Raw genomic sequence first — 20,114 nt, 5'->3', positions numbered from 1 at the left:
GCGTTCCAGGGAAAAGACGTTATGCGGTGGCGGTGGCGTTGACCGGGGCCGAGGCACGCAGCGCGGCGCGCGCCTCGGGCGACATCGCCGCCAGCTGGCGCTGCAGGCCGGCCAATGTCTCGAGACCGTCGGGATCGGGACTGGCGCCGCGCAGCGCCTGCGCCAGCGCGGCCGCGTCCGGGGCGTCGAAGACCACGGCCGGGGCGATCTCCAGCTTCAGCAGCTTGCGGATGCGCGCCACCAGCTTGATCACCAGCAGCGAATGGCCGCCGGCTTCGAACAGGTCGTCGTGCACCGCCAGGCCCGGCGCGCCGAGGAGGTCGCGCAGCTGGTCCAGCAGCAGCGCTTCCAGTTCGCTTGCCGGCTCGCGCAGCGGTCTGGCAGACGAGGGTGCCGGGCCCGCGGCGGCAGCTTGCGCCAGCGCGCGGCGGTCCACCTTGCCGTTCGGCAGCCGGGGCAGCGCCGCCATGGCGAACCACAGCGCGGGGATCATCGCTTCGGGCAGGCGCTCGGCCAGCTCGTGGCGCAGCGCATTGCGCAGGGCGGTGGCGTCTGTGGCCGTGGCGTCGTCGGATACGATCCACGCGGCGAGCTGGGACGCGCCGCCGGCCGGGGCGGCCAGCATGACCACCGCCTGCCGTACCCCGCGCAGCGCCGCCAGCGCCTGTTCCACTTCGCCGCATTCGATACGGAAGCCGCGCACCTTGACCTGGTGGTCGGCACGCCCGACCAGCTCGATGCCGCCGCGCGGCAGGTAGCGGGCGAGGTCGCCGCTGCGGTACAGGCGCTGGCCCGGGCGGTCGGGGTGCGCAACGAAGGTCGTCCCGGCCACGGCGCCGCCCAGATAGCCGGCGCACAGCTGCGCGCCGCCGAGATAAAGCTCGCCGGTTTCGCCCACGGCGGCCAGCTGGCCCGTGGCGGTGCGCACATAGGCCTCGCAGTTGGCCAGCACCTGCGTCAGCGGCAGCGGCGCGTCCACCGCGTCCACCGCGCGGCCGGCATCGTGGACCAGGATGCCCACCGTGGTTTCGGTGGGCCCGTAGTGGTTGCACACGCGGGCCTGCGGCATGCGCGCGCGCAGCCGCTGCCGCAGCGCCGCGGAGGCGGCCTCGCCGCCCAGCACGATGGTGGCATGCGGCGGCAGCGGCAGCGGCGCGGTGTCGCCGTCGAGCAAGGCGTCCAGGTGCGAGGGCACGATCTTCAGGCAATCGACATGCTCGCGCGCCAGGAAGGCGGTGAACGCGGCGGCGTGCTGCATGTCGGCCTCGTCTGCGACGCACAGGCAGGCGCCATGCCACAGCGCGCCGAACAGGGTGGTGTTGCCCAGGTCGGCGGCGACGGTGGAGGTCAGGCCGAAACGCTGGCAGCGGTCGAGGCGCAGCGCCTGCCCGGAGGCAGCCGCGTAGTTCAGCAACTGGCCATGGTTGATGGCAACGCCCTTGGGCGTGCCGGTCGAGCCAGAGGTGTAGAGCACATAGGCGGGCTGCGCGGCGTCCACCGCTGGCAGCGTGTGGGTGGCGTCGGCGGCGATGTCGGCCGCCAGCAGTGCCGCGATCGCGGCATGCGGCAGCGGCCCGGCGGAAGGCGCATGGGCCGCGTCGGTCAGCATCAGCGTGGCACCGGCGTCGGCCAGGATCTGCGCGCGCCGCTGCGGCGGCCACGCCGGATCGAGCGGCAGGTACGGCGCACCGGCACGCATCACCGCCAGCAATGCCACCACCAGTTCGCCCGAACGCGGCAGCAGCAGGCCGACCGGCTGGCCCGCGCGCAAACCCAGTGCCGGCAACTGCCGCGCCACCGTGTCCACGGCGCGGGCGAGGCCGGCGTAGCTCAGCTGCAGGCCAGGGGCCGACAACGCCGGCGCATGCGGGCGCTCGTTGGCCCAGTGAGCCAACCGCTGCGGCAGCATCTGCGCGCCGACATGCAGCGCCGGCGCGTGCATGGCGTCGGCGCGCGCGCGCTCGGCTGCGGTGGCGAGCGGCAATGCGCCGACGGCGGTGTGCGGCGCCGCGCGCAGCGTTTGCAGCAGCGTGCGGTACTGGTCAAGCAGGCATGCCATCGCATCCGCGCCATGGACACTGTCGGCGTGGTGCAATACCAGCTGGCATGGCAGGCCGTCTTCCACCTGGACCTGCAACGCCAGCGCCAGGCCCGGCAGCAGCGCCGGCGGTGTGTTGGCGTGCCAATGCAGGTCGCCATGCCGCCACTGCATGCTGGCAGGGCCGCGGCAGCAGAAGCCGACTCGTGCAGGTGCGCCGGCGCTGGCGTCCGCCGGGCAATGCTCGCGCCAGTCGAGGTGCTGCTGCAACTGGGCGCCGACCGCGGCAAGCCAGTCGGCAAACGGCGCAGCCATGTCCGGCTGCACCGCGAGCGGCAGCAGCGCTTCATAACGCCCCACCGCGCCGGCCAGTACGTCGAAGTCATCGCGGCAGTCGTGCTGCCAGCCGGCGCAGAACGCCGCGGCCGGATCGAGGCGTGCCAGCAGCAGCCACCATGCCGCCTGCAGCGCGTGCGCAAGCGGCTGGCCCAGCGCCGCGGCCCAGGCGGCCACCGCAGCGGCTTCCGCCGTGGGAAGCTCCACACACTGCGCCGCCAGCGCTTCGTTTGCATTGCCGGCGCGTTGCCAGGGCAGCCTCGGCGCATCGAGGCCGGCAATCCGTTCGCACACGGCTTGCCAGTAGCCCGCGCCGGCTTCGGTGTTCTCCTGTGCCAGCCCTTCGGTCCAGTCGAGGTAGTCCGCATAGGGCAGTGGCGCTTCCGCGTACGGGGCGGCTTCGTCGGCGTAGGCCTGGGCCAGTTCGCTTAGCAGCGTGACCAGGCTGGGGCCATCGGCCGCCAGCGGATGGGCCGTCAGCGTCAGCTGTGCGCGATTGTCGTCGAGCACCTGCAGTGCGGCCTGCAAGGCTGTGTCGGGCGTGGGTGGGTCCCGGCGCGTCCCCGACCACGCGGGCAAGGCACCCGCAAAGTGCTGGCGCAAGCCGCGCAGCCCTTCGACACGGCCGAACACTAGCCCCGTGGCCGGATGGCGTGCGGCGACCCGGCACAGTGCCCGCTGCAGGCGCTGCGCGTCCAGCGGCCCCTCGATGGTTGCCGACAGCGTAACCGGCATGGTCGCGTGCGCCGCCAACGCGCGCTGTTCGCGCCCGAGCGCGCGGGCGTGGCGCGCAAAATCCTGGGTGATGGCGTCCATCGGCTCAGCCCTCCAGCGCGGTGTCGGCCGCCACGGCGACGTCCCGCGCGTCGGCGCGTGCCGCTAGCGGCGGCAAGTCCTTGCGCTCGAACATGTCGCCCATCGCCACCACGATCTTGCGCGGGCCCTGGAAGGGGTCGCGTGCGTGCGCGGCCAGCATGTTGTCCAGCATCACCACGTCGCCCTGGCGCCAGGCAAAGCGCACGGCGCAGGCTTCATAAAGGTCGCCGATCAGGGCCATGACGTCGTCGGCGATCGGGCTGCCGTCGCCGAAGGTCACCTGGCGCGGCATCCGCTGCGGGCCGACGATGTCCAGCAGGTCGCGCCGCACCTCCGGGTCCAGGCAGGCGGTGTGGTGCAGCTGGACCTGGTTGAAGAAGCTGCGCTCGCCGGTGACCGGGTGCGCGATCACCGCCGGGCAGTGTTCGCGAGTCTGCAGCGTGTCGGCGTCCAGCCACGCAAAGTCGGTGCCGGAGGCGCGCAGCCGCGCTTCGACCTCGTCGCGCGAATCGGTCTTGAAGAAGTCGCGCCAGCTCACGTCGAGCTTGTCGTTGAAGGTGCGCACGTAGCGCAGGCCCTTGCGCTCGAAGCGCTCGGCCAGTTCGCGCGGCAGCCGGCGGTACATCTCGCGGCAGTCGACGATCGGCGTTGCGCCGCCCACCGGCGACGGCAGCTCGCAGAAGAACCATTGCTTGCGCGGCCAGCGCGGCAGGTGCGCGCTTTCGTTGTGGAACAGGATCATCTCGCGCTCGGGGTACGGCGTGGAGCGGTACGTGTTGCGGCCGCCTTCCTTCTTCGGCAGGTCGCCGTAGGCGCCATACAGCCCGGGCTCGATCGATTCGGCGAACTGCTCGAACTCCTGCGGCGTGCGCAGGCCAAAGCCGCGCAGCAGGATGCCGCCGTGGCGACACAGCGTGGCCTCGATCTGCGCGCGGTGCGCCAGCGCCCACGCGACCGGATCGAGATCGGGCGAGGCAGGTTCCATTACGATCGGGAAGGCCTGGCCCGGTGCCAGGAACGAGGTCCGAACCAGCGGGGCGGCTGGCGCGGCAGGAGTTGCCTCGGCGGCGCGCCGGGGCAGGCTGGCGAGCTTGCCAAGTTTGTCGAGCTTGCTGGGGCGGGGCGCTGTGGTGGCGGTCATGGCGGGCAGTTCCGGAGCGGGTTCGCAAAGGCCGGCCGGTACCTGGAAGCCGGCCAGCGGAGAGTCAGGGTGGGCCAGCGCCTGCGCCAGCACGGCACCGTAGGCATCGGCGAGGCGTTGCATCGCGGCGCGCGGGAACAGCGCGGTGGCATAGACCCATTCGGCGCGCAGGCCGTCGTCGCACGGTTCAAGAAACACGGCCAGGTCGAACTTGGCCGCGTGCACGGGCGTGGGCAGCCGCGCCGCGTGCAGGCCGTCGAAGCCACGTGCCTGGCCGGGCGTGTTCTGCAGCACGAACAGCACCTGCACCAGCGGATGCCAGGCGCGCTCGCGCGGCACGCCGGCGGCTTCGACGATGCGCTCGAACGGCAGGGACTGGTGGTCGAACGCGGCCAGCGTGCGCGTGCGCACCTGCGCCAGCAGCTCGGCAAAGCGCAGCCCGCCGTGGCAGTGCGCGCGCAGCGGCAGCACGTTGACGAAAAACCCGACCAGTTCCTCCAGCTCGCGGCGCGGGCGGCCGGCCACGTCGATGCCGACGAGCTGGTCTTCGGCGCCGCTGACCTGGTGCAGCAAGGCGTGGAAGGCGGCCAGCAGCACCATGTAGCGCGATGCACCGTGGGCCTGCGCCAGCGCGTCGGCCTGCGCCAGCAGCGCGGGGGACAGGGTGGTGTAGCACGCGGCGCCGTCGCTCGATGCCACCGGCGGGCGCCGGTTGGGCGTGGGCAGGGTCGGCCGCTTTGGCGCGTCACGCAGCGCGGCGCGCCAGTAGTCGGCCTCGGCCTGCCGTTGCGGGCCGGTGTCGGCGCCGCGCTGGTGCGCCGCGTAGTCGGCGTACTGGATCCACAGCGGCTTCCAGTCGACCGCGACGCCGGCCCGTGCCGCGTTGTAGGCGACGGCGAGCGTGTCGAGCAGGATGCCCACGGACCAGCCATCGCCGACGATATGGTGCAGCGTCAGCAGCAGCGCATGGTCGTCGGCGGCGATTCGGACCAGGCGGGCGCGCAGCAATGGCGCCTGGGCCAGGTCGAAGGGCTCGCGCGCCTGGCCCTCGGCCAGTTCCCGCAGCGCGGATTCGCGTTGCGCCACGCCCAGCGCCGACAGGTCGCTGAAGGGCAGGTCGAGCGCCAGTTCGGCTTCGATCCGCGCATACGGCGTGCCCTGCGCATCGGCGGGGTAGCTGGTACGCAGGATTTCATGGCGCGCGACCAGTGCGTTGAGCGCGCCGCGCAGCGCTGCCGTGTCCAGCGTGCCGCTCAGGCGCAGCCCGCCGGCCATGTTGTAGGTCCAGCGATCCGCTTCGGCGGCAATGCGGTCGGTCAGCCAGAGCCGCTGCTGCGCCGGCGCCAGCGGCATTTGCGGCAGGCGCGGCACCGAGGCAAGCGGCGCTTCCGCGGCCTCGCCCGGCAGCTGGTCGAGCGCGGCGGCACAGGCTTGCAGCGTGGGATGCTCGAACAGCAGACGCATCGGCACCGCGGCGCCGAATTGCTCGCGCAGCCGCGCCACCAGCCGCGCCGCGCTCAGCGAGTTGCCTCCGCTGGCAAAGAAATGCGCGTCGCGGCCGGCCGGCGCGGTGCCCAGCAATTGCTGCCACAGCGCGGCCAGCGCGAGTTCGGTGGCGCTGCGCGGGGCATCGGCCGGCGCGGCGGCCGGGTCCGCGGCTGCGGTGCCGCCGCGCGCAAAGCTGCCGTGCGCCCAGACCGCGCACGCGTCCAGGCTGTCATCCAGCCAGCCAGCGCGGCACGCACTGCGCTGCAGCTTGCCGCTGGTGGTTTTGGGCAGGCCGCCAGGATTGAGCAGCAGCGCGACCGCCAGCGGTTCGCCGCAGGCGTTGCCCACCGCCTGCGCCAGCGCCTGCACCAGGGCCACATGGCCCGCGCGCTTCTGCTCCGGACGGGAGATTTCCACGGCGATGCCGACCCCCTCGCCATCGGGACCTTCGACCGCGAACGCCGCCACCCGGCCGCGACGCGCGGCGGGCACCTGCTCTTCGACCGCGCGCTCGATATCCTGCGGATAGAGGTTCTGGCCGCGCACGATGATCAGGTCCTTGCGGCGCCCGGCAATATAGAGCTGCCCGCCATGCCACAGGCCGAGGTCGCCGGTGCGCAGCCAGCGGCCTGCGCCGGCATCGTCGCCGTAGGCCGAGGCGCTGGCTTCGGCATTGCGCCAGTAGCCGCCGCACAGGCTGGGACCGGCGATCTCGATCTCGCCGATCTGCCCGTCGGGCAGCGCCCGCCCGTCGGCGCCGGCGATGCGGATGGCATGGCCGGCGCGCGGGAAGCCGCATCCGACCAGTTCCATGCCGTCCGGCGCCGGTTCCGCGTTGCCGCGCGCCAGCGCGGCCGCATCGAAGCGCGTGCTGACCATGCCGGCGCCACGCTCGGAGCCGGTGGCGAACAGCGTGGCCTCGGCCAGGCCGTAGCACGGATACAGCGCCTGCTGGCGGAAACCGGCCGCGGCAAAGCGCTCGACAAAGGCGCGCAGGGTATCAGCCCGCACCGGCTCGGCGCCCGAGTACGCCACCGCCCAGCTCGACAGGTCGAGCCCGGCAAGATGGCTGTCGCGCACGCGTTCGACGCACAGCCGGAAGGCAAAGTCCGGCCCGCCGGACAGCGTGCCGCGATGCTGGCTGATCGCCTGCAGCCAGCGCACCGGGCGCTCCAGGAAGAACTGCGGCGACATCAGCACCACCGGGATGCCGCTGTAGATGGGCTGCAGCAGCCCGCCGATCAGGCCCATGTCGTGATACAGCGGCAGCCAGCTGACCATCACGTCGCCGGGCCCCACGCGCATGCCCTCGGCAATCGCCACCTCGTTCGCCATGACATTGCCGTGGCTGACCATGACGCCCTTCGGCGAGGACGTCGAGCCCGAGGTGTACTGCAGGAAGGCCAGCGTCTCGGCACGGGCGGGGTAGGGCTGCCAGGGTTCCGCCGGGGCGGGCCGGGTGGCATCGGCAGCCACCACCGCCGCGCCGGGCGCAATTTCGGCCAGCGCCTCGGCGTGGTCACGCGCCTGCGCGCTGTTGGTCAGCAGCAGCGCCGGTTCGGCGTCGACGGCAATTGCGCGCAGCCGCACCACTTGCGCGGAGCGCACGGCGCCGGGCTCGAACGCCGGCACCGCGACCAGTCCCGCATACAGGCAGGCGAAGAAGGCGGTGACGTAGTCAATGCCGCTGTCCATCAGCAGCAGCGCGCGCGCGCCCGGCTCGGCCTGCGCGGCCAGGTGCGCCGCCAGCGCCCGCACGCGCGTGTCCAGCGCGGCGTAGCTGTAGCGGGTCTCGCCGGCGGCGTCGACGATGACCAGCGCCGTGTCGGCGCCGCGCTGTGCGGCCAACAGGCTGAGATGGGCCACCAGCGTGGCCGTTGGATTCGGAGCGGGCTGCATGCTTGGATCGGCTCTTCGAGAAGACAGTTGGCGTTGGGTCGTGCGGGACGGGGGGGTCAGGCGGGCAACAACGAGGCGGATGCTGTGGGCGAGGGCACGGACGCTCCCACGCTGCCGGCCGACGCAGCCTCCAGGTATGCAATGAGCCGGCCGACCACGTCGGCCTGGCTGTCGTGCAGGAAGAAGTGGCCGCCGGCGAACCAGTCGAGGGTGTGGCCGGCGCGGGTCTCGATGGCCCAGGCGTGCAGGTCGGCCGGCGCAATCGGGTCGTCAAGGCCGGCAAAGACGTGCACGGGCAAGGGCAGGGGCGGCACTGCGCCGCAGCGGAAGCTCTCGCACACGCGATAGTCGGCATCCAGGACATCGAGCGTCAGGCGCAGCAGCTCGGCATCGGCAAACACCGCCTCGGGCGTGCCGCCGTGCTTGCGCAGGTCGGCGCTCAGCGCGGCGTCGCCGCGCAGTGCCGCCAGCCTGCCGGGATCGCGCCGGGTCGGCGCGGCGCAGCCGGACACCACCAGCCGCTGCGGCAGCGCGCGGCCGCGCTCGCGCAGCAGGTGGCACAGGTGCCAGGCCAGCAGCCCGCCCATGCTGTGTCCGAACAGCACGTACGGACCGGCGCGCCGCTCGAGCTGCCGGCACAGCACGTCGGCCATTTCTTCCGCGAGCACGTCGAAATCGCGCAGCAGCGGCTCGTCGAGCCGCGCACCGCGGCCCGGCGGCTCCAGCGGGCGCAGGTCGACCTGCGCCGGCAACAGGCGCCGCCAGCGCAGGTACGCCGTGGCGCTGGCCCCCGCGTAAGGCAGGCAGTACAGCTGCAGGGGCACCATGGTCAACCGCCCGCCTGCGCTTGCGCCTCCATGAAGCGGCGCAGGCTGAGCGGACGCATGTCCACCCAGGTGCGCTCGATATAGTCCAGGCAGGCCTGCCGGTTGCCGCTGAACCCCGCCGCGCGCCAGCCGCCGGGCACGGCTTTGTAGTCCGGCCAGATCGAATACTGTTCTTCGTGGTTGACGAGGACCAGGAAAGTGGCGTCGTCGCGGTCGAAACTCATGGCGGGCTCCCGTTCAGTACAAGGTGTGTGGCGCCATCTGGCGCATCACCCTGTGGGACGAAGGCGGAACGGGAATATTTAGGCGGGAAGGGCCGCGGCGGCGGCCGGCGGCCCGACGGGCAGGGCCGGATTTGGTGGGAGGAACCGGCGGAAACCGGGATGGTGTCGCGGCCTGCCCGGCCAGGCCGCGACCGCGCTGGTCACACCGACGCCGTCAAGCCCGCGCCTCGATGAACTCCTTGAAGCGCTTCAGGTCGCCCTCGACCTTGCGCTTGAGCACGCCGGCGGCATCGCCGACCGCCTCGACCACGCCTTCGGTTTCGTAATTCATGCGCACCGACACCCGGGTCGCGCCCGCATCCAGCGGAGAAAAATTCACCTGGCCCGAGTTCTCCGCCCCGGCGACGCTGCGCCACGCGATGCACTGGTCGGCGACATTCTGCGTTATCTCGGCATCCCACTCCTTCTGCTTGCCGCCGACCTCGGCGCGCCAGTGCAGACGGCGGTCATCGAGCTGCCTGACCTCTTCGACGCCCTCCATGAACCGCGGAAATTCCTCGAACCGGCACCATTGCTGATACGCGACCTGCACCGGCACCCGCACGTCGATCGACTCTTCGATGGTTGACATAGCACCTCCTTTTTTCAAAAGGCGGGCGAACCGGTGCAAATCCCGTTCCATACGCGTGGCGCGGCGCTGGCCCTTGCCAGAGCGATAGGGGCGGGAGCGGTGCAGAAATTACGCGCAGCACTGGAAGAACAGGTCGTGAATACCGGACACGGTGGGTACCGCGGCGTGCCGATGCCGCCACACGGGGGCCTTGGCGTAAATCGGGCGCAGGGCAGGGGAAGCTGCCCCGCTGCCCGCGTCACTCCCCTTCGCCAGCCAGCGACGCATGCCCCGGCGCACGCCGCAGCAACTGCGTGCGCCGGTCGGCCGCCAGCGACAGATAGCGCTCATAGTGGCGCAGGATGTCGGCGATGATCTCTTCCTGCCGCAGATACTGGATGTCGTAGCCTTCGCGGCCATCCTCGAAGAACGTCACCGGCGCATAGGCGTGCTGGCGCCGTGCCTCCGGCTCGGCCGCCTCGCGTACCAGGAACGAGGGCAGCGCCTGGCGCCGGCAATGCACGCCGTAGACGAAGTCGCGCATGTCCGCCACCGGGATGGTCAGGCGCGCGCCGGGGCCGCCAGGCTCCATATCGTCCGCGTGCAGCAGCACCGTGCTGGCGACGCCGCGCCGCTCCAGCTCGGCCGACACGTCGCGCATCGCCGGCACCACCGAGCCTTCGATGAACTGCCGCACATCGGCCTCGCTGGGCTGGTGGACGATCTGCGCCAGCCGGCGGCGCCAGTGCTGGCCGCTCCAGAAGCTGGTGGCCGGCGCCAGCTCCTGCGACGAATGCGCGAGATCCGCCTGCAGCCCCTGCCATAGCCCGTAGCACAGCGCCAGCATCACCAGCGCCACCGGCAGCGCCGCCACCAGGGTCATCGCCTGCAATGCCTTGAGGCCGCCGGCCACCATCAGGATGGCGGCGGTCGCGCCCAGCACCGCGGCCCAGAACAGCCGTTGCCACACCGGCGAGCCGGTCGCGCCCTGCGAGGCAATGGTGTCGATGACGAAGGCGCCCGAATCCGCCGAAGTCACGAAGAACACCGCAATCAGCACGATCGCCAGCCACGACAGCACCGTGCTGAACGGGAAATAGCCGAAGAAGCGGAACAGCAGCGCGTCGACATTGCCGGCCGCCTGCCCCAGCGCGCCAGCCGCGGCATGCATGTCGAGCCAGATCGCGGTATTGCCGAAGGCCGTCATCCACACCAGGTTGAATGCGGTCGGCACCAGCAGCACGCCGATCACGAACTGGCGGATGGTCCGCCCGCGCGAAATGCGCGCGATAAACATGCCGACGAACGGCGACCACGAGATCCACCAGGCCCAGTACAGAATGGTCCAGTCGCCGAACCAGCCGGCATCGCGCGTGGGGGCATAGGCATAGGTCCGCAGCGACAGTCCCACCACGCCGGACAGGTAGTTGCCGATGTTGTCGCTGAGCGCGCGCAACAGCGTCACGGTCGGCCCCTCGACAATGATGAAGGCCAGCAACACGAAGGCGAGCGTCAGGTTAAGCTCGGACAGGCGGCGCACGCCCTTGTCGAGTCCCGTCGCCGCGGAGATGCCGGCCATCGCCACCACGGCGGCCACCAGCCCGACGCGGAAACCCGCGCCGCCGGTATCCCAGCCGACCACCTGCTGCAGCCCCGCGCCCAGCTGCAGCACGCCGTAGCCCAGCGTGGTGGCAATGCCGGCGATGGTGCCGACCAGCGCGAAGGCATCGACGGCATGGCCGGCAACGCCGTTGATGCGCTGGTGCAGCACCGGATACAGGCCGGAGCGCATGGTCAGCGGCAGGTTATAGCGAAAGCCGAAGTACGCCAGCACCAGCCCCATCACGCCATACACCGCCCAGGCATGGAAGCCCCAGTGGAAGAACGTCATCAGCATGGCCTCGCGCGCGGCCTCGGGCGTGCCGCCGGCGACGGTCGGCGGCTTCAGGTAGTGCTGCATCGGCTCGCCCACGCCGAAGTACATCAGCCCGATGCCCATGCCGGCGGCGAACAGCATGGCGGTCCACGAGACAAAACTGAACTCCGGCCTGGCATCGTCCGGCCCCAGCCGGATGTCGCCGAAACGGCTGCCCGCGACCAAAACCAGAAACAGCAGGAAGATGGTGACGGTGAGGGTGTAGAACCAGTCGAAATGGCTCGTGACCCAGGCCTGTGCTTCGGAAAACATGGCATCGGCCTGGCGCGGAAACGCGGCGCAGAACACCAGCAACAGGCCCACCGCCAGCAATGCCGGCACGACGACCTGGGGCTTGAGCGTGGTGCGCGGGCGCGCGGGGGCCGCACCGGAGGGGCCGGGCGCGGCGGCGTGCGGGTCGTTCATGCAAGCTCCTGTCGCGTTGTGCCAGCTTGCATGATGCCAGAGCGGGTAGGCAACGCATACCGGCTGTCAGCGTGCGCGGCGGTTGTCGACGATTCAGCCTGATTGTTCACACCGGTAGCCCGCCACCAATTGCTTCATCGCGCGGAAGGCGGTGGCGCGGTCGTCCCCCAGCAGGAAGGCGTGCACGCCTTGCTTGCGCCATTGCTCGCATTGCCCGGCCGCGCGCGGGATAGCGCAGAATGGCACGCCCCCGGCCTGGCAGGCCTGCGCGACGTGGCGGATCGCAGCCTGCACGGCGGGATGCTGTGCGTCGGCGGGAACGCCCAGGCTTTGCGACAGGTCGATCGCGCCCTCCAGTACCATGTCGATGCCCGGCACGGCCACGATCTCTTCGATCGCGTCGACGCCGGCGCGGTCCTCGATCATCGCCACCACCATCAGCTCGCGATTGGCCCGGTCCATGTACTCGGGCAATGTCAGCGTACCGAAGCCGGTGGTCCGGCCACCGGCGATGCCGCGCTTGCCGAGCGGGTGGTAGCGCGCGCTGTGGACCGCCAGTTCGGCGGTGGCGCGGCTGCATACGTGCGGCACCACGATGCCCTGCGCGCCGGCATCCAGCACCCGCAGGATGATGTCCGGCGCTGCCCACGGCACCCGCACCAGTGCCGTGGTGCCGGCGCACTCCGTGGCGCGGATCATGTTCTCGAGCGTCTGCGGGTTCACGCCGACATGCTCGAGGTCCAGGATCACGAAGTCGAAGCCGGCGTAGCCGATCATCTCCGTCATCAGCGGCAACGGCAGCGAGTTGATCAGCCCGAACACATCGCGCCCGTCCGCGAGCGCGGCCTTGAGACGGTTAGGCTGCAGCATGGGCATCCTCCACCGGCAGGTAGCAGTGCCGCGGGTGCGGGTGGCGCAGGAAGTCGTGGTGCGAGATATGCCAGGCATAGGCGCCGGCATACGGGAACACCACCAGGTCGCCGGCGCGCACGCTGTCGACATACGCGTCGTGCGCGAGGATGTCCTTGGGCGTGCAAAGCTGCCCGACCACGCTGACGCGCGCCTCCTGCACACCGGGACGGGCGAACGGATAGCGCCATGACTCCACCGGCAGCACCCGGAACGGGTGGCTGTGCCCCTGCGCATAGGGCGTGCGGAAGTGGTGCGTGCCGCCGCTGGCCACGGCGAAGGCCTGGTCGAAGGCGTGCTTGACGTCGATCACCTCCATGGCGTAGTAGCCGCAGAACGCGGTGATATAGCGCCCGCACTCGAACCGCACGGTCAGCCCGTCGCGCTGCGCCGACAGCGCCGGCAGGCCTTCGGCAAAGCGGGCCCAGTCGAACTGCCGTTCGGGCTCGCGGTAATTGACGCCGATGCCGCCGCCGACGTTGACCTGGTCCAGCATGGCGAGCCCGTATTGCGCGCGCCAGCGCCTGACCTGCTGCAGGTAGGCCTCGAGCAGGCGCAGGTGGGCGGCGGCGTCCAGCTGGTGGGACATCAGGTGGAAATGGAAGCCGTGCAACCGGATTTCGGGGTGCGCGCGCAGCCAGGCCAGGCATGCGGGCAGCTGGTCGCCGGCGATGCCGAACGGCGTGGGCTTGCCGCCCATCATCAGCGTGGTGGCTTGCAGCCCTTCGACCGCCAGGTTGACTCGCAGCAGGACTGGCGCCGTGGTGCCGCGCTCGCGCGCGAGCCAGGCCAGGCGTTCCAGCTCATGCAGGCTTTCCACATGCAGCGCCTCGACCCCGAGGTCCAGCGCGCCGGCCAGTTCCGCGTCGGTCTTGCCGGGGCCGCTGAAGATCAGCGGCACCTCGGCAAAGTGCTCGCGCACCCAGGCCAGCTCGCCGCCGGAGGAAATCTCGAAGCCATGCGCCAGCGGCGCCAGCGTCTGCAGGATCGGCAGGTCGGAGTTGGCCTTGATGGCGTAGAACAACTCGAAACCCGGCGGCAGGCTGCCCGCAATGCTGGCGGCGTGCGCCCGCAGCGCCTCGAGGTCGTAGACGTAGGCGCTGAGCGGGGCGCCTGCGTCGGCGAGCGCCTGGTGCAGGTGTTCGGTGATGTGCGACCAGCGCAGTACGGGGGCGGTCATTGCCATGCTGCCTCCAGGCCGGCGAAGGGAATCGGATTGGCGACGGGCACGTAGGTCGAGGCGCGGTCGGCACGCTGGAAGAAGCGGTTGCTGAAATTGGTCTTGGCGGGGAACGGGCGGCCGGCCAGCAGGCCGTTGATGCGCCGCGCCGACGCCGCATTGCCATGGCGATGCTGGTAGGTATGCAGGTGCTGGCGCACCACCGACCACAGCCGCGCACTCAGGGCCTGCCTGCCGGCACCGAGTTGCGCGATCACTTCACACAGGTTGTTGACGAACAGGCAATAGGCGACGCGGTTCCAGCCCTGCTCCTCGTCATACCATAGCGACGACCGGGCGCGCTCGCTGATGCCGGCCATGGACGACGCGGGATGGCGCTCCGGGGTCAGCTTGACCCCCTCGAAGTCGCGCAGGAACAGCTGCGCCGGCATGTCCTGGCGCAGGCCCAGCACCACGTTCTGCAGGTGCGGCTCGAAGATGACGCCGTGCGCGAAGAAGAGGTGGAATACCGGGTAAACCAATTGCTCCACATAGGCGGAGAACCAGCGCTCGGTCATGGCATCCACCGTGGTCTTTTCCTGCGCGGCGAGCGCCGTGAGCAGACGCTGCATGCGCGCATCGCCGTAATAGTGATTGCCGAACAGCGAGCCGGCCAGCAGCGGCACGCAATCGGGCGCGCGCAGCGTATCCACGCTCTGGCGCAGGATCAGGCCGAAGCCTTCGATGACCTGGCGGTTCTGTTCGATGTCGTCGTGCCGGAGGTCGACCGACAGGAACGCCGGCTCTTCCATCAGCGCCAGGCCCGGGAATTCGCGCGCCAGCTCCGGCAGCAGCGGGCGCAGCACGCGGTTGACGTGCATGGCGCTCTCCAGCTCATACCATGCGTTCTTGCGCACGCAGTTGGTGATGCGGATGTTCAGCGACAGCTTATAGAAGTACGGATTGTCGGGCTGGTACAAGGTACGGATCGACGAAGTCGGATAGAAGTCCGCGCCCTGCGTGCCCAGGTCCTGCAGGCGTCCGCTTGCCAGTGCATCGCGCACCAGCGGATGCTCGCGCAGGTAGCCCGCTTGCCACGGATGGACCGGCACCGCGACGCGGTCGTCGGCGACGGCCGGGGCATTCGCCGCGATCAGCTGGTCGCAGCTGGCGTCGAGCAGCGACTGCTGCGCGATGTCGTCGCGCGGCACCGCGAACCACGCCAGCGCAAAGCGGGTGCGCAACTCAGGCGAGTAGCGCAGCAGGTCTTCGTCGGAGAAGCCCTGCCGGCTTTTCGGCGTGGGATGGAAGGGGTGGCCGAAGGTCAGCGATTGCTCGGAGTCGATATAGGCGTCGACCGGATCGGCCGGGATGGTCGCGGATACCGGCACAGACAGCACTTCGGTGCTGACCGCGACGCTGTTGCGGATCTGCTCCATCAGCTCGGTGTTGGGCGGCAGTTCGTGCTGTTGCGCCATCTCGCGCAACAGCAGCGCGGCCAGCGCTTCCCAGTCGAGCAGCGCCCACGGCTTGTTCTCGGCCTTGTGGAAGACCGGTGACAGGTAGCGGTAATTTCCGGTCAGCCAGGCCCCGCCGACCACGGCCAGCAAGCGGCCGTGGATATGCGACAGCTGCACTTCCAGCACCTGGGCCACGTGGGCCGCCTGGGCCGCCTCGCGCTGCAGGGTCATGGCGATGGTCGCGGGCCAGTCGTTCTGCCCCGCCGGCGGGCCGACGCGCAACTGGCCGGTGGGGGCCGCGACTTCGCGGCAGTAGCAGTTCAGCAGCGTTTCCTGGCAGCGCCGCGCGGCGGCCAGTGCGGCCAGCTCCGCCATTTCAGCCAGGGGGCGGCGCGTGCCGGCAGATTCCATCTTGCTTTGCGTTTGCATTGTCTTGTGACCTCGTTCTCGGGAGGGATCAGAGCGGGCTCATCCGCTGTCGGGCGGTAAGGACCAGGTAGGCGACGGCCGGCACCAGCAACGCCGCGCCAAGCAGGTAGGGCGCGCGCTGGCCGGCCAGGCCGACCGCGGCGCCGGCGCCAAGCCCGGCCGCGACGCCGCCCCATTTGGAACTGCTTTCAAACCAGCCGAAGGTGCGGCCGGCGTTGCCCGCGTGCACCACGCTGGCCACCAGCGCATGCAGTGCGATAAAGCCGACCGTCATGGCGATACCCATCAGCAGTCGCCAGGCCACCAGCGCGGGCAGCCCCAGCGGCGCGGCCTGTGCCAGCAGCGCGACCGCCAGCGTGCCGTAGGCGCTAGCAAGCAGCGTCAGCGACGGGACCAGGCCCAGCCGCCTTGACAGCAGCGGTGCAGCCGCCAGGTACACCAGATGCGGCAGGCCAAACAGCAGCCCGGCGGTGGCCGTCGACAGGCCGGGCATGCGCTGCTGCAGGTCAGGGATGAAGTAGGGGAACGTCGCCACGGTGGCAAAAACGAACGCGAACTGCAGCACATAGATCTGCCGCGGCGTCGCCGGCGCCGCCGTGCTGGCGCCGCTGGAGCGTGCCGCCGGCCGCTGCGCCGCGCCGGTGGCGTCGCCCGCGGGCAGCCAGGCGATCAGCGCCGCGGCGGCCAGCGGCAGCAGCGCCAGCCAGCGGTACAGCTCAATCGGCGATTCAGCGCCCATCCACAGGCCGAGGCAGGCCGGCGCCGCCACCAGCGCGGCGCGCGCCGACCACTGCATCGCCGTCAGGCTGCGCGTAAGCGTGGTGCCGCTGGCGACCGTGGCCAGGTAGGCGTTGGAGGCGGAGAAGGTCCCGCCCAGCACGCCCTGCAGCACCAGCGCCGCCAGGAACGCAAACGAGCTGGTCGCGTAGCTGGCGAGCAGGAAGCTTGCCGCCAGGCCCAGTTGCGCGCGCATCAGCAATGGCTTCTTGCCGAAGCGGTCCGCGAGCCGGCCCCACCAAGGCGCCGAGATCGCCGCCAGCAGCGTTGGCACCACGTAGAACGCACCGGCGAGCCATGGCACGTCGTTGTGCAGCGAGCGCTGCAGGATCAGGGCGAAGAACGGCGGCATGCCCAGCGCCGCAAACGCGGCGATGAAATGGCATAGCATCACCACCGCGACCACCCGCCGCGTGCCGGCGTTCATGCGGCCACCCTGAGGAAATTGGGGGCACGCTTGCCGTAGAACTTGTTGACGTCGGTCGCGCCCGTCTGGGCCTTTTCGGCGAGCGACGCGGCGGTCAGCAGGTACTTCAGGTGCAGGCGGTCGTCGGCGAGCAGCACCTGGCGCGCGAAGTCGGTGTCTTCGCCCGCGGCGGCCAGGTCGGCAAGGACGGCCTCCACGTGACGCCGGACGCGCACGTAGCCAATCGCAGGGTCGGTGCCGCGACGCTGCGCCAGGCCTTCCACCAGCGCCGCGATGTTCAGTTGCAGCGTGATGGTGACGAACATCTGCGCCAGCGGCAGCGCCGCGTCGACGCCGATGCGCTGGTCTTCCAGCCCGTCGAGGCGGGCCGCCAATGCCGGCCAGCGGCGCGCGAGCATGGCGCGGTCGATGCGCGCGGCATCGTTGTCTTTGAGCATCAGGCGCAGGCCGTCGTCGCCGTAGACCAGCATCGAGTTCTGCTGGTTCGATTCCAGCGCCACGCCATAACGCAACCACAGCGTCAGGTGCAGCTGCAGGGTCAGCGCCAGGTAGGTGTCGAGCCAGGCATCGAGATCGCCGCCGTGATACCGGCCGGCGAGTTCCTCCGCCACGCACTGGCCGCTGGCGGTTTCCGCCAGCAGGCCCGCCACCGGGACCACCGTCTCGTCCATCAGTTGCGGCTCGGGATAGCGGCGCAGGATATAGCCCAGGAACGGGCGCTGGTCGACATGGGCTCCGTTGGCTTCGTCGGTCAGCAGCACCTGCCCGTGCAGGCCGGGTTCCTGGCGGACAATGTCGCCAAGCAGGGTCTGGATGCGATGGCCGTCGCCGATGGTGCTGGGCTTGATGGTGCGGATATTCTTGGCGCCCAGCGTGCGGATCGTCAGCGGCAGCTTGATATGCCATGCGGGGGCGTCGAGCACGACCAGCGAGCGCACTGACAAGGTCGGCGACACGCGCAGGCAGGCGCGCGGCGCGCGGATGACCTGGCCGTCCAGCCCGGCCTCGGCGAGGAAGCCATCGAGGTGATGCTGCCAGACGACGGGATGCACCGGCACCAGCGCATGCGAGCTGGCCAGCGCGGGGTCCAGGCCGACCTCGGCGAACGACGGCCAGTTCGGCGGCAGCACGTCGCCGCTGGCATGATGGCATTCGCGCGGGACCGCAAGCCAGTTCAGTGCGAACGCCGGCTGGAACTCGGGCGCGTAGCGGGCCAGGTCATCGGCGGTAAAGCCCAGCTTGGCGCGCGCGGTGGGGTAGTAGGGGTGGTCGAGGAAACTCGCGACGCGATCGTAGTGCAGCATGCGCTGGTTCCAGGCGGGCAGCGCATGGCCAACAGCGCGGTCAGGCTGCGCGAACCAGCGTGTGCGCTCGGCCATCGAGACGGTGCGATGCTCGGCCGCGGCACGGCACTCGTCGACGTACGCGATGAACAGGCGCGCATCTTCCTCGGGCAGGCCGTCCGCAAATGCGGCCAGGATGGTGTCGACCTGATGCAGCGCGGAGAACGCGCCGCCGGCTTCGTGCAGCACAGGCAGGCGAGTCAGGCGCCAGTCCTGCATGTAGCGCATCGGGGTGACCGGAACCCACAGCGTGCCGGCGCCAAGACGCGGGACACGCAGCCACTGCTGGCTGGCATCGAAACCATACGCGGCCCCCGGTACCGCATCAGCGCCGTACAACTCGCCGCGGCTGGCGCAGGCGCGCACGTCCTCGCGCAGCAAGGTGTCGACGACGCGCACGCAGATGTAGTCGGCATCGGCGTCGGCAGCAGTGCCTGACCGGGACGGCTGCTCGGGCATGCGCGCGCTCATTGTGCGATCTCCCAGGCCAGCTTGCTGCTGGCCAGTTCGACCGCCGCGGCGAGACCGGCGCTGTCGGGGCCGCTGCCACGCAGCACGCCCAGGTAATCCTTGTTGGAGTTGGTCAGCTGGATCGCGTCGCCCACCTTGCGCAGCGGCTGGTAGGTCAGGCGAACGCCTTCGCCTTCATGCTGGCTGTGGGCGGGTGCGTGCCGTAGCGTGCCTTCCGCCTGCGCGGTGAAATAGCGGATCCACGCCGCCCGCCTCGGCACCTCGAGCGCTGGCAGCGCCTCGCCCAGGTGCAGGCGCAAGACCTGCTCGAACAGCGGGAACTGCAAGGTGTCGGATAGCAGAAACTCGCGGTAGTCGCCGATGCTGCGGTAGTTGATCTCGATAAGCCGCGGGCCTTTCGCGGTCAGCACGTATTCGGTATGGCAGGCGCCGAAGCCGATGCCGAAGCGGCGGATGGTGTCGAGCACCTCGGCTTCGACCGAGGCCGGCAGGCCGGTGCCCCATACCGCTTCCATCTCAACGAAGTACGGCGGCGGCGACAGCGTTACGCGAAAGCCGCCCAGCGCGCGCAGTTCCTTGCCATCGCCCAGGGTTTCCAGCGTGTACAGCGGGCCCTCCAGGTATTCCTCCAGCAGCAATACCTGGCCCGGATGCCGCGCCCAGATCGCGCCGCAATGCTCGGCCAGCTCGGCGTGGCTGCGCGCCAGGCTGACCTGCTGGCTGGCCACGCCTTCGCGCGGCTTGACGATGCACGGCATCGGCACGTCGGCCAGCGCGGCCAGGCTGGCGCTGTCGCAAACCACCGCGTGCCACAGCGTGTCGATGTCCGACTCTGCCAGGCGCCGCCGCATCTCTGCCTTGTTCTTGGCGGCGTAGGCGGTGCGCCAGTCCTTGCCCGGCAGGCCAAAGTAGGCCGAGGCGATCGCCGTGGCGGCCTGCAGGTGGTCGCTATTGGAAAAGACGGCCGCGGGCTTGCCGCCGCGTCGCGTGATGGCATCGATCACCGCCAGCGGGTTGAAGACATCGCACGGGACGATGGCATCCGGGTAGGCGGGCAGGCCGGCGCCGGCAAAGTGAGCGCGATGGGCATCGGCACAATCCGTCAATAGGACGACGGTGCACCCGAGCGCGCGCGCCGCCGGCAGGAATCCTTCGTTGACGGCGGGGGTCGGTACGTGAGCGAGTACGAAAATCTCTTGCATGAGTCGGGCCTCAGGTGGATGTGCGGGGGAGCGCAGTGAGCAAGGCGGGGATACGAAATAGCCGAATCATGCTAATGCGACTCATTCTCACGTTCAACGCGACCGATGCCGGTAAGCGGCATTTGCCATGGCCACTCGGGCCGTTTGTTCCGTATTGAGGTGCCATCCGCAGCACATCATCCAGGGTCGGGACATGTGTCCGGTAGCCACTTTGTGC

12 protein-coding genes are annotated in these 20,114 nt (G+C 70.4%); all 12 read right to left on the bottom strand.

Annotated elements, in window-relative coordinates:
• Positions 1-19: 19 nt before the first annotated feature.
• The 12 genes from ACEI37_RS00740 to ACEI37_RS00685 all read right to left on the bottom strand — a co-directional run bounded on the left by ACEI37_RS00740 (position 20) and on the right by ACEI37_RS00685 (position 19,897).
• A complete protein-coding gene (locus ACEI37_RS00740) occupies positions 20-3,190 on the bottom strand; it encodes an amino acid adenylation domain-containing protein (RefSeq protein ID WP_373376861.1) in 3,171 nt (1,056 codons plus the stop codon).
• Between the two features lie 4 nt (positions 3,191-3,194).
• Positions 3,195-7,718, bottom strand: coding sequence for a condensation domain-containing protein (locus ACEI37_RS00735; protein ID WP_373376860.1), 4,524 nt, complete (start codon positions 7,716-7,718; stop codon positions 3,195-3,197).
• A 56-nt stretch (positions 7,719-7,774) separates the two neighbouring features.
• A complete protein-coding gene (locus ACEI37_RS00730; RefSeq protein ID WP_373376859.1) occupies positions 7,775-8,545 on the bottom strand; it encodes a thioesterase II family protein in 771 nt (256 codons plus the stop codon).
• A 2-nt stretch (positions 8,546-8,547) separates the two neighbouring features.
• The gene (locus ACEI37_RS00725; RefSeq protein ID WP_373376858.1) at positions 8,548-8,769 is read right to left on the bottom strand and encodes an MbtH family protein; all 222 of its coding nucleotides are present in this window, start codon (positions 8,767-8,769) and stop codon (positions 8,548-8,550) included.
• 214 nt (positions 8,770-8,983) lie between these two features.
• Positions 8,984-9,400, bottom strand: a complete 417-nt coding sequence (locus tag ACEI37_RS00720; protein ID WP_092316818.1) for an SRPBCC family protein — start codon at positions 9,398-9,400, stop codon at positions 8,984-8,986.
• A 238-nt stretch (positions 9,401-9,638) separates the two neighbouring features.
• Positions 9,639-11,720, bottom strand: a complete 2,082-nt coding sequence (locus ACEI37_RS00715; RefSeq protein ID WP_373376857.1) for a BCCT family transporter — start codon at positions 11,718-11,720, stop codon at positions 9,639-9,641.
• Positions 11,721-11,813: 93 nt separating this feature from the next.
• Positions 11,814-12,590, bottom strand: a complete 777-nt coding sequence (locus tag ACEI37_RS00710) for an HpcH/HpaI aldolase/citrate lyase family protein (protein WP_373376856.1) — start codon at positions 12,588-12,590, stop codon at positions 11,814-11,816.
• Positions 12,577-13,809 (bottom strand): type III PLP-dependent enzyme, encoded by a 1,233-nt coding sequence (locus tag ACEI37_RS00705; RefSeq protein WP_373377692.1) that lies wholly within the window; start codon positions 13,807-13,809, stop codon positions 12,577-12,579. The genes ACEI37_RS00710 and ACEI37_RS00705 overlap by 14 nt, the downstream gene beginning before the upstream one ends.
• A complete protein-coding gene (locus tag ACEI37_RS00700) occupies positions 13,806-15,677 on the bottom strand; it encodes an IucA/IucC family siderophore biosynthesis protein (protein ID WP_373376855.1) in 1,872 nt (623 codons plus the stop codon). Before ACEI37_RS00700 ends, ACEI37_RS00705 begins: the two co-directional genes overlap by 4 nt.
• A 28-nt stretch (positions 15,678-15,705) precedes the next feature.
• A complete protein-coding gene (locus tag ACEI37_RS00695; protein ID WP_373376854.1) occupies positions 15,706-16,881 on the bottom strand; it encodes an MFS transporter in 1,176 nt (391 codons plus the stop codon).
• Positions 16,878-18,695, bottom strand: coding sequence for an IucA/IucC family siderophore biosynthesis protein (locus tag ACEI37_RS00690; RefSeq protein ID WP_373376853.1), 1,818 nt, complete (start codon positions 18,693-18,695; stop codon positions 16,878-16,880). Before ACEI37_RS00690 ends, ACEI37_RS00695 begins: the two co-directional genes overlap by 4 nt.
• Positions 18,692-19,897, bottom strand: coding sequence for an ATP-grasp domain-containing protein (locus ACEI37_RS00685; RefSeq protein WP_373376852.1), 1,206 nt, complete (start codon positions 19,895-19,897; stop codon positions 18,692-18,694). The genes ACEI37_RS00690 and ACEI37_RS00685 overlap by 4 nt, the downstream gene beginning before the upstream one ends.
• Positions 19,898-20,114: the final 217 nt, after the last annotated feature.

The sequence above is a fragment of the Cupriavidus nantongensis genome (assembly GCF_041726985.1).
GTDB lineage: Bacteria > Pseudomonadota > Gammaproteobacteria > Burkholderiales > Burkholderiaceae > Cupriavidus > Cupriavidus nantongensis_A.
Note: the sequence above shows the minus strand (reverse complement) of the source record. Positions and strands in the feature narration are given on the sequence as shown.

What these genes read in the sequence shown, in the direction of transcription:
- ACEI37_RS00740 (WP_373376861.1), bottom strand. Translation starts at nt 3,190, where the DNA reads ATGGACGCCATCACCCAGGATTTTGCGCGCCACGCCCGCGCGCTCGGG.
- ACEI37_RS00690 (WP_373376853.1), bottom strand. Translation starts at nt 18,695, where the DNA reads ATGAGCGCGCGCATGCCCGAGCAGCCGTCCCGGTCAGGCACTGCTGCC.
- ACEI37_RS00720 (WP_092316818.1), bottom strand. Translation starts at nt 9,400, where the DNA reads ATGTCAACCATCGAAGAGTCGATCGACGTGCGGGTGCCGGTGCAGGTC.
- ACEI37_RS00725 (WP_373376858.1), bottom strand. Translation starts at nt 8,769, where the DNA reads ATGAGTTTCGACCGCGACGACGCCACTTTCCTGGTCCTCGTCAACCAC.
- ACEI37_RS00685 (WP_373376852.1), bottom strand. Translation starts at nt 19,897, where the DNA reads ATGCAAGAGATTTTCGTACTCGCTCACGTACCGACCCCCGCCGTCAAC.
- ACEI37_RS00700 (WP_373376855.1), bottom strand. Translation starts at nt 15,677, where the DNA reads ATGCAAACGCAAAGCAAGATGGAATCTGCCGGCACGCGCCGCCCCCTG.
- ACEI37_RS00735 (WP_373376860.1), bottom strand. Translation starts at nt 7,718, where the DNA reads ATGCAGCCCGCTCCGAATCCAACGGCCACGCTGGTGGCCCATCTCAGC.
- ACEI37_RS00695 (WP_373376854.1), bottom strand. Translation starts at nt 16,881, where the DNA reads ATGAACGCCGGCACGCGGCGGGTGGTCGCGGTGGTGATGCTATGCCAT.
- ACEI37_RS00710 (WP_373376856.1), bottom strand. Translation starts at nt 12,590, where the DNA reads ATGCTGCAGCCTAACCGTCTCAAGGCCGCGCTCGCGGACGGGCGCGAT.
- ACEI37_RS00715 (WP_373376857.1), bottom strand. Translation starts at nt 11,720, where the DNA reads ATGAACGACCCGCACGCCGCCGCGCCCGGCCCCTCCGGTGCGGCCCCC.
- ACEI37_RS00730 (WP_373376859.1), bottom strand. Translation starts at nt 8,545, where the DNA reads ATGGTGCCCCTGCAGCTGTACTGCCTGCCTTACGCGGGGGCCAGCGCC.
- ACEI37_RS00705 (WP_373377692.1), bottom strand. Translation starts at nt 13,809, where the DNA reads ATGACCGCCCCCGTACTGCGCTGGTCGCACATCACCGAACACCTGCAC.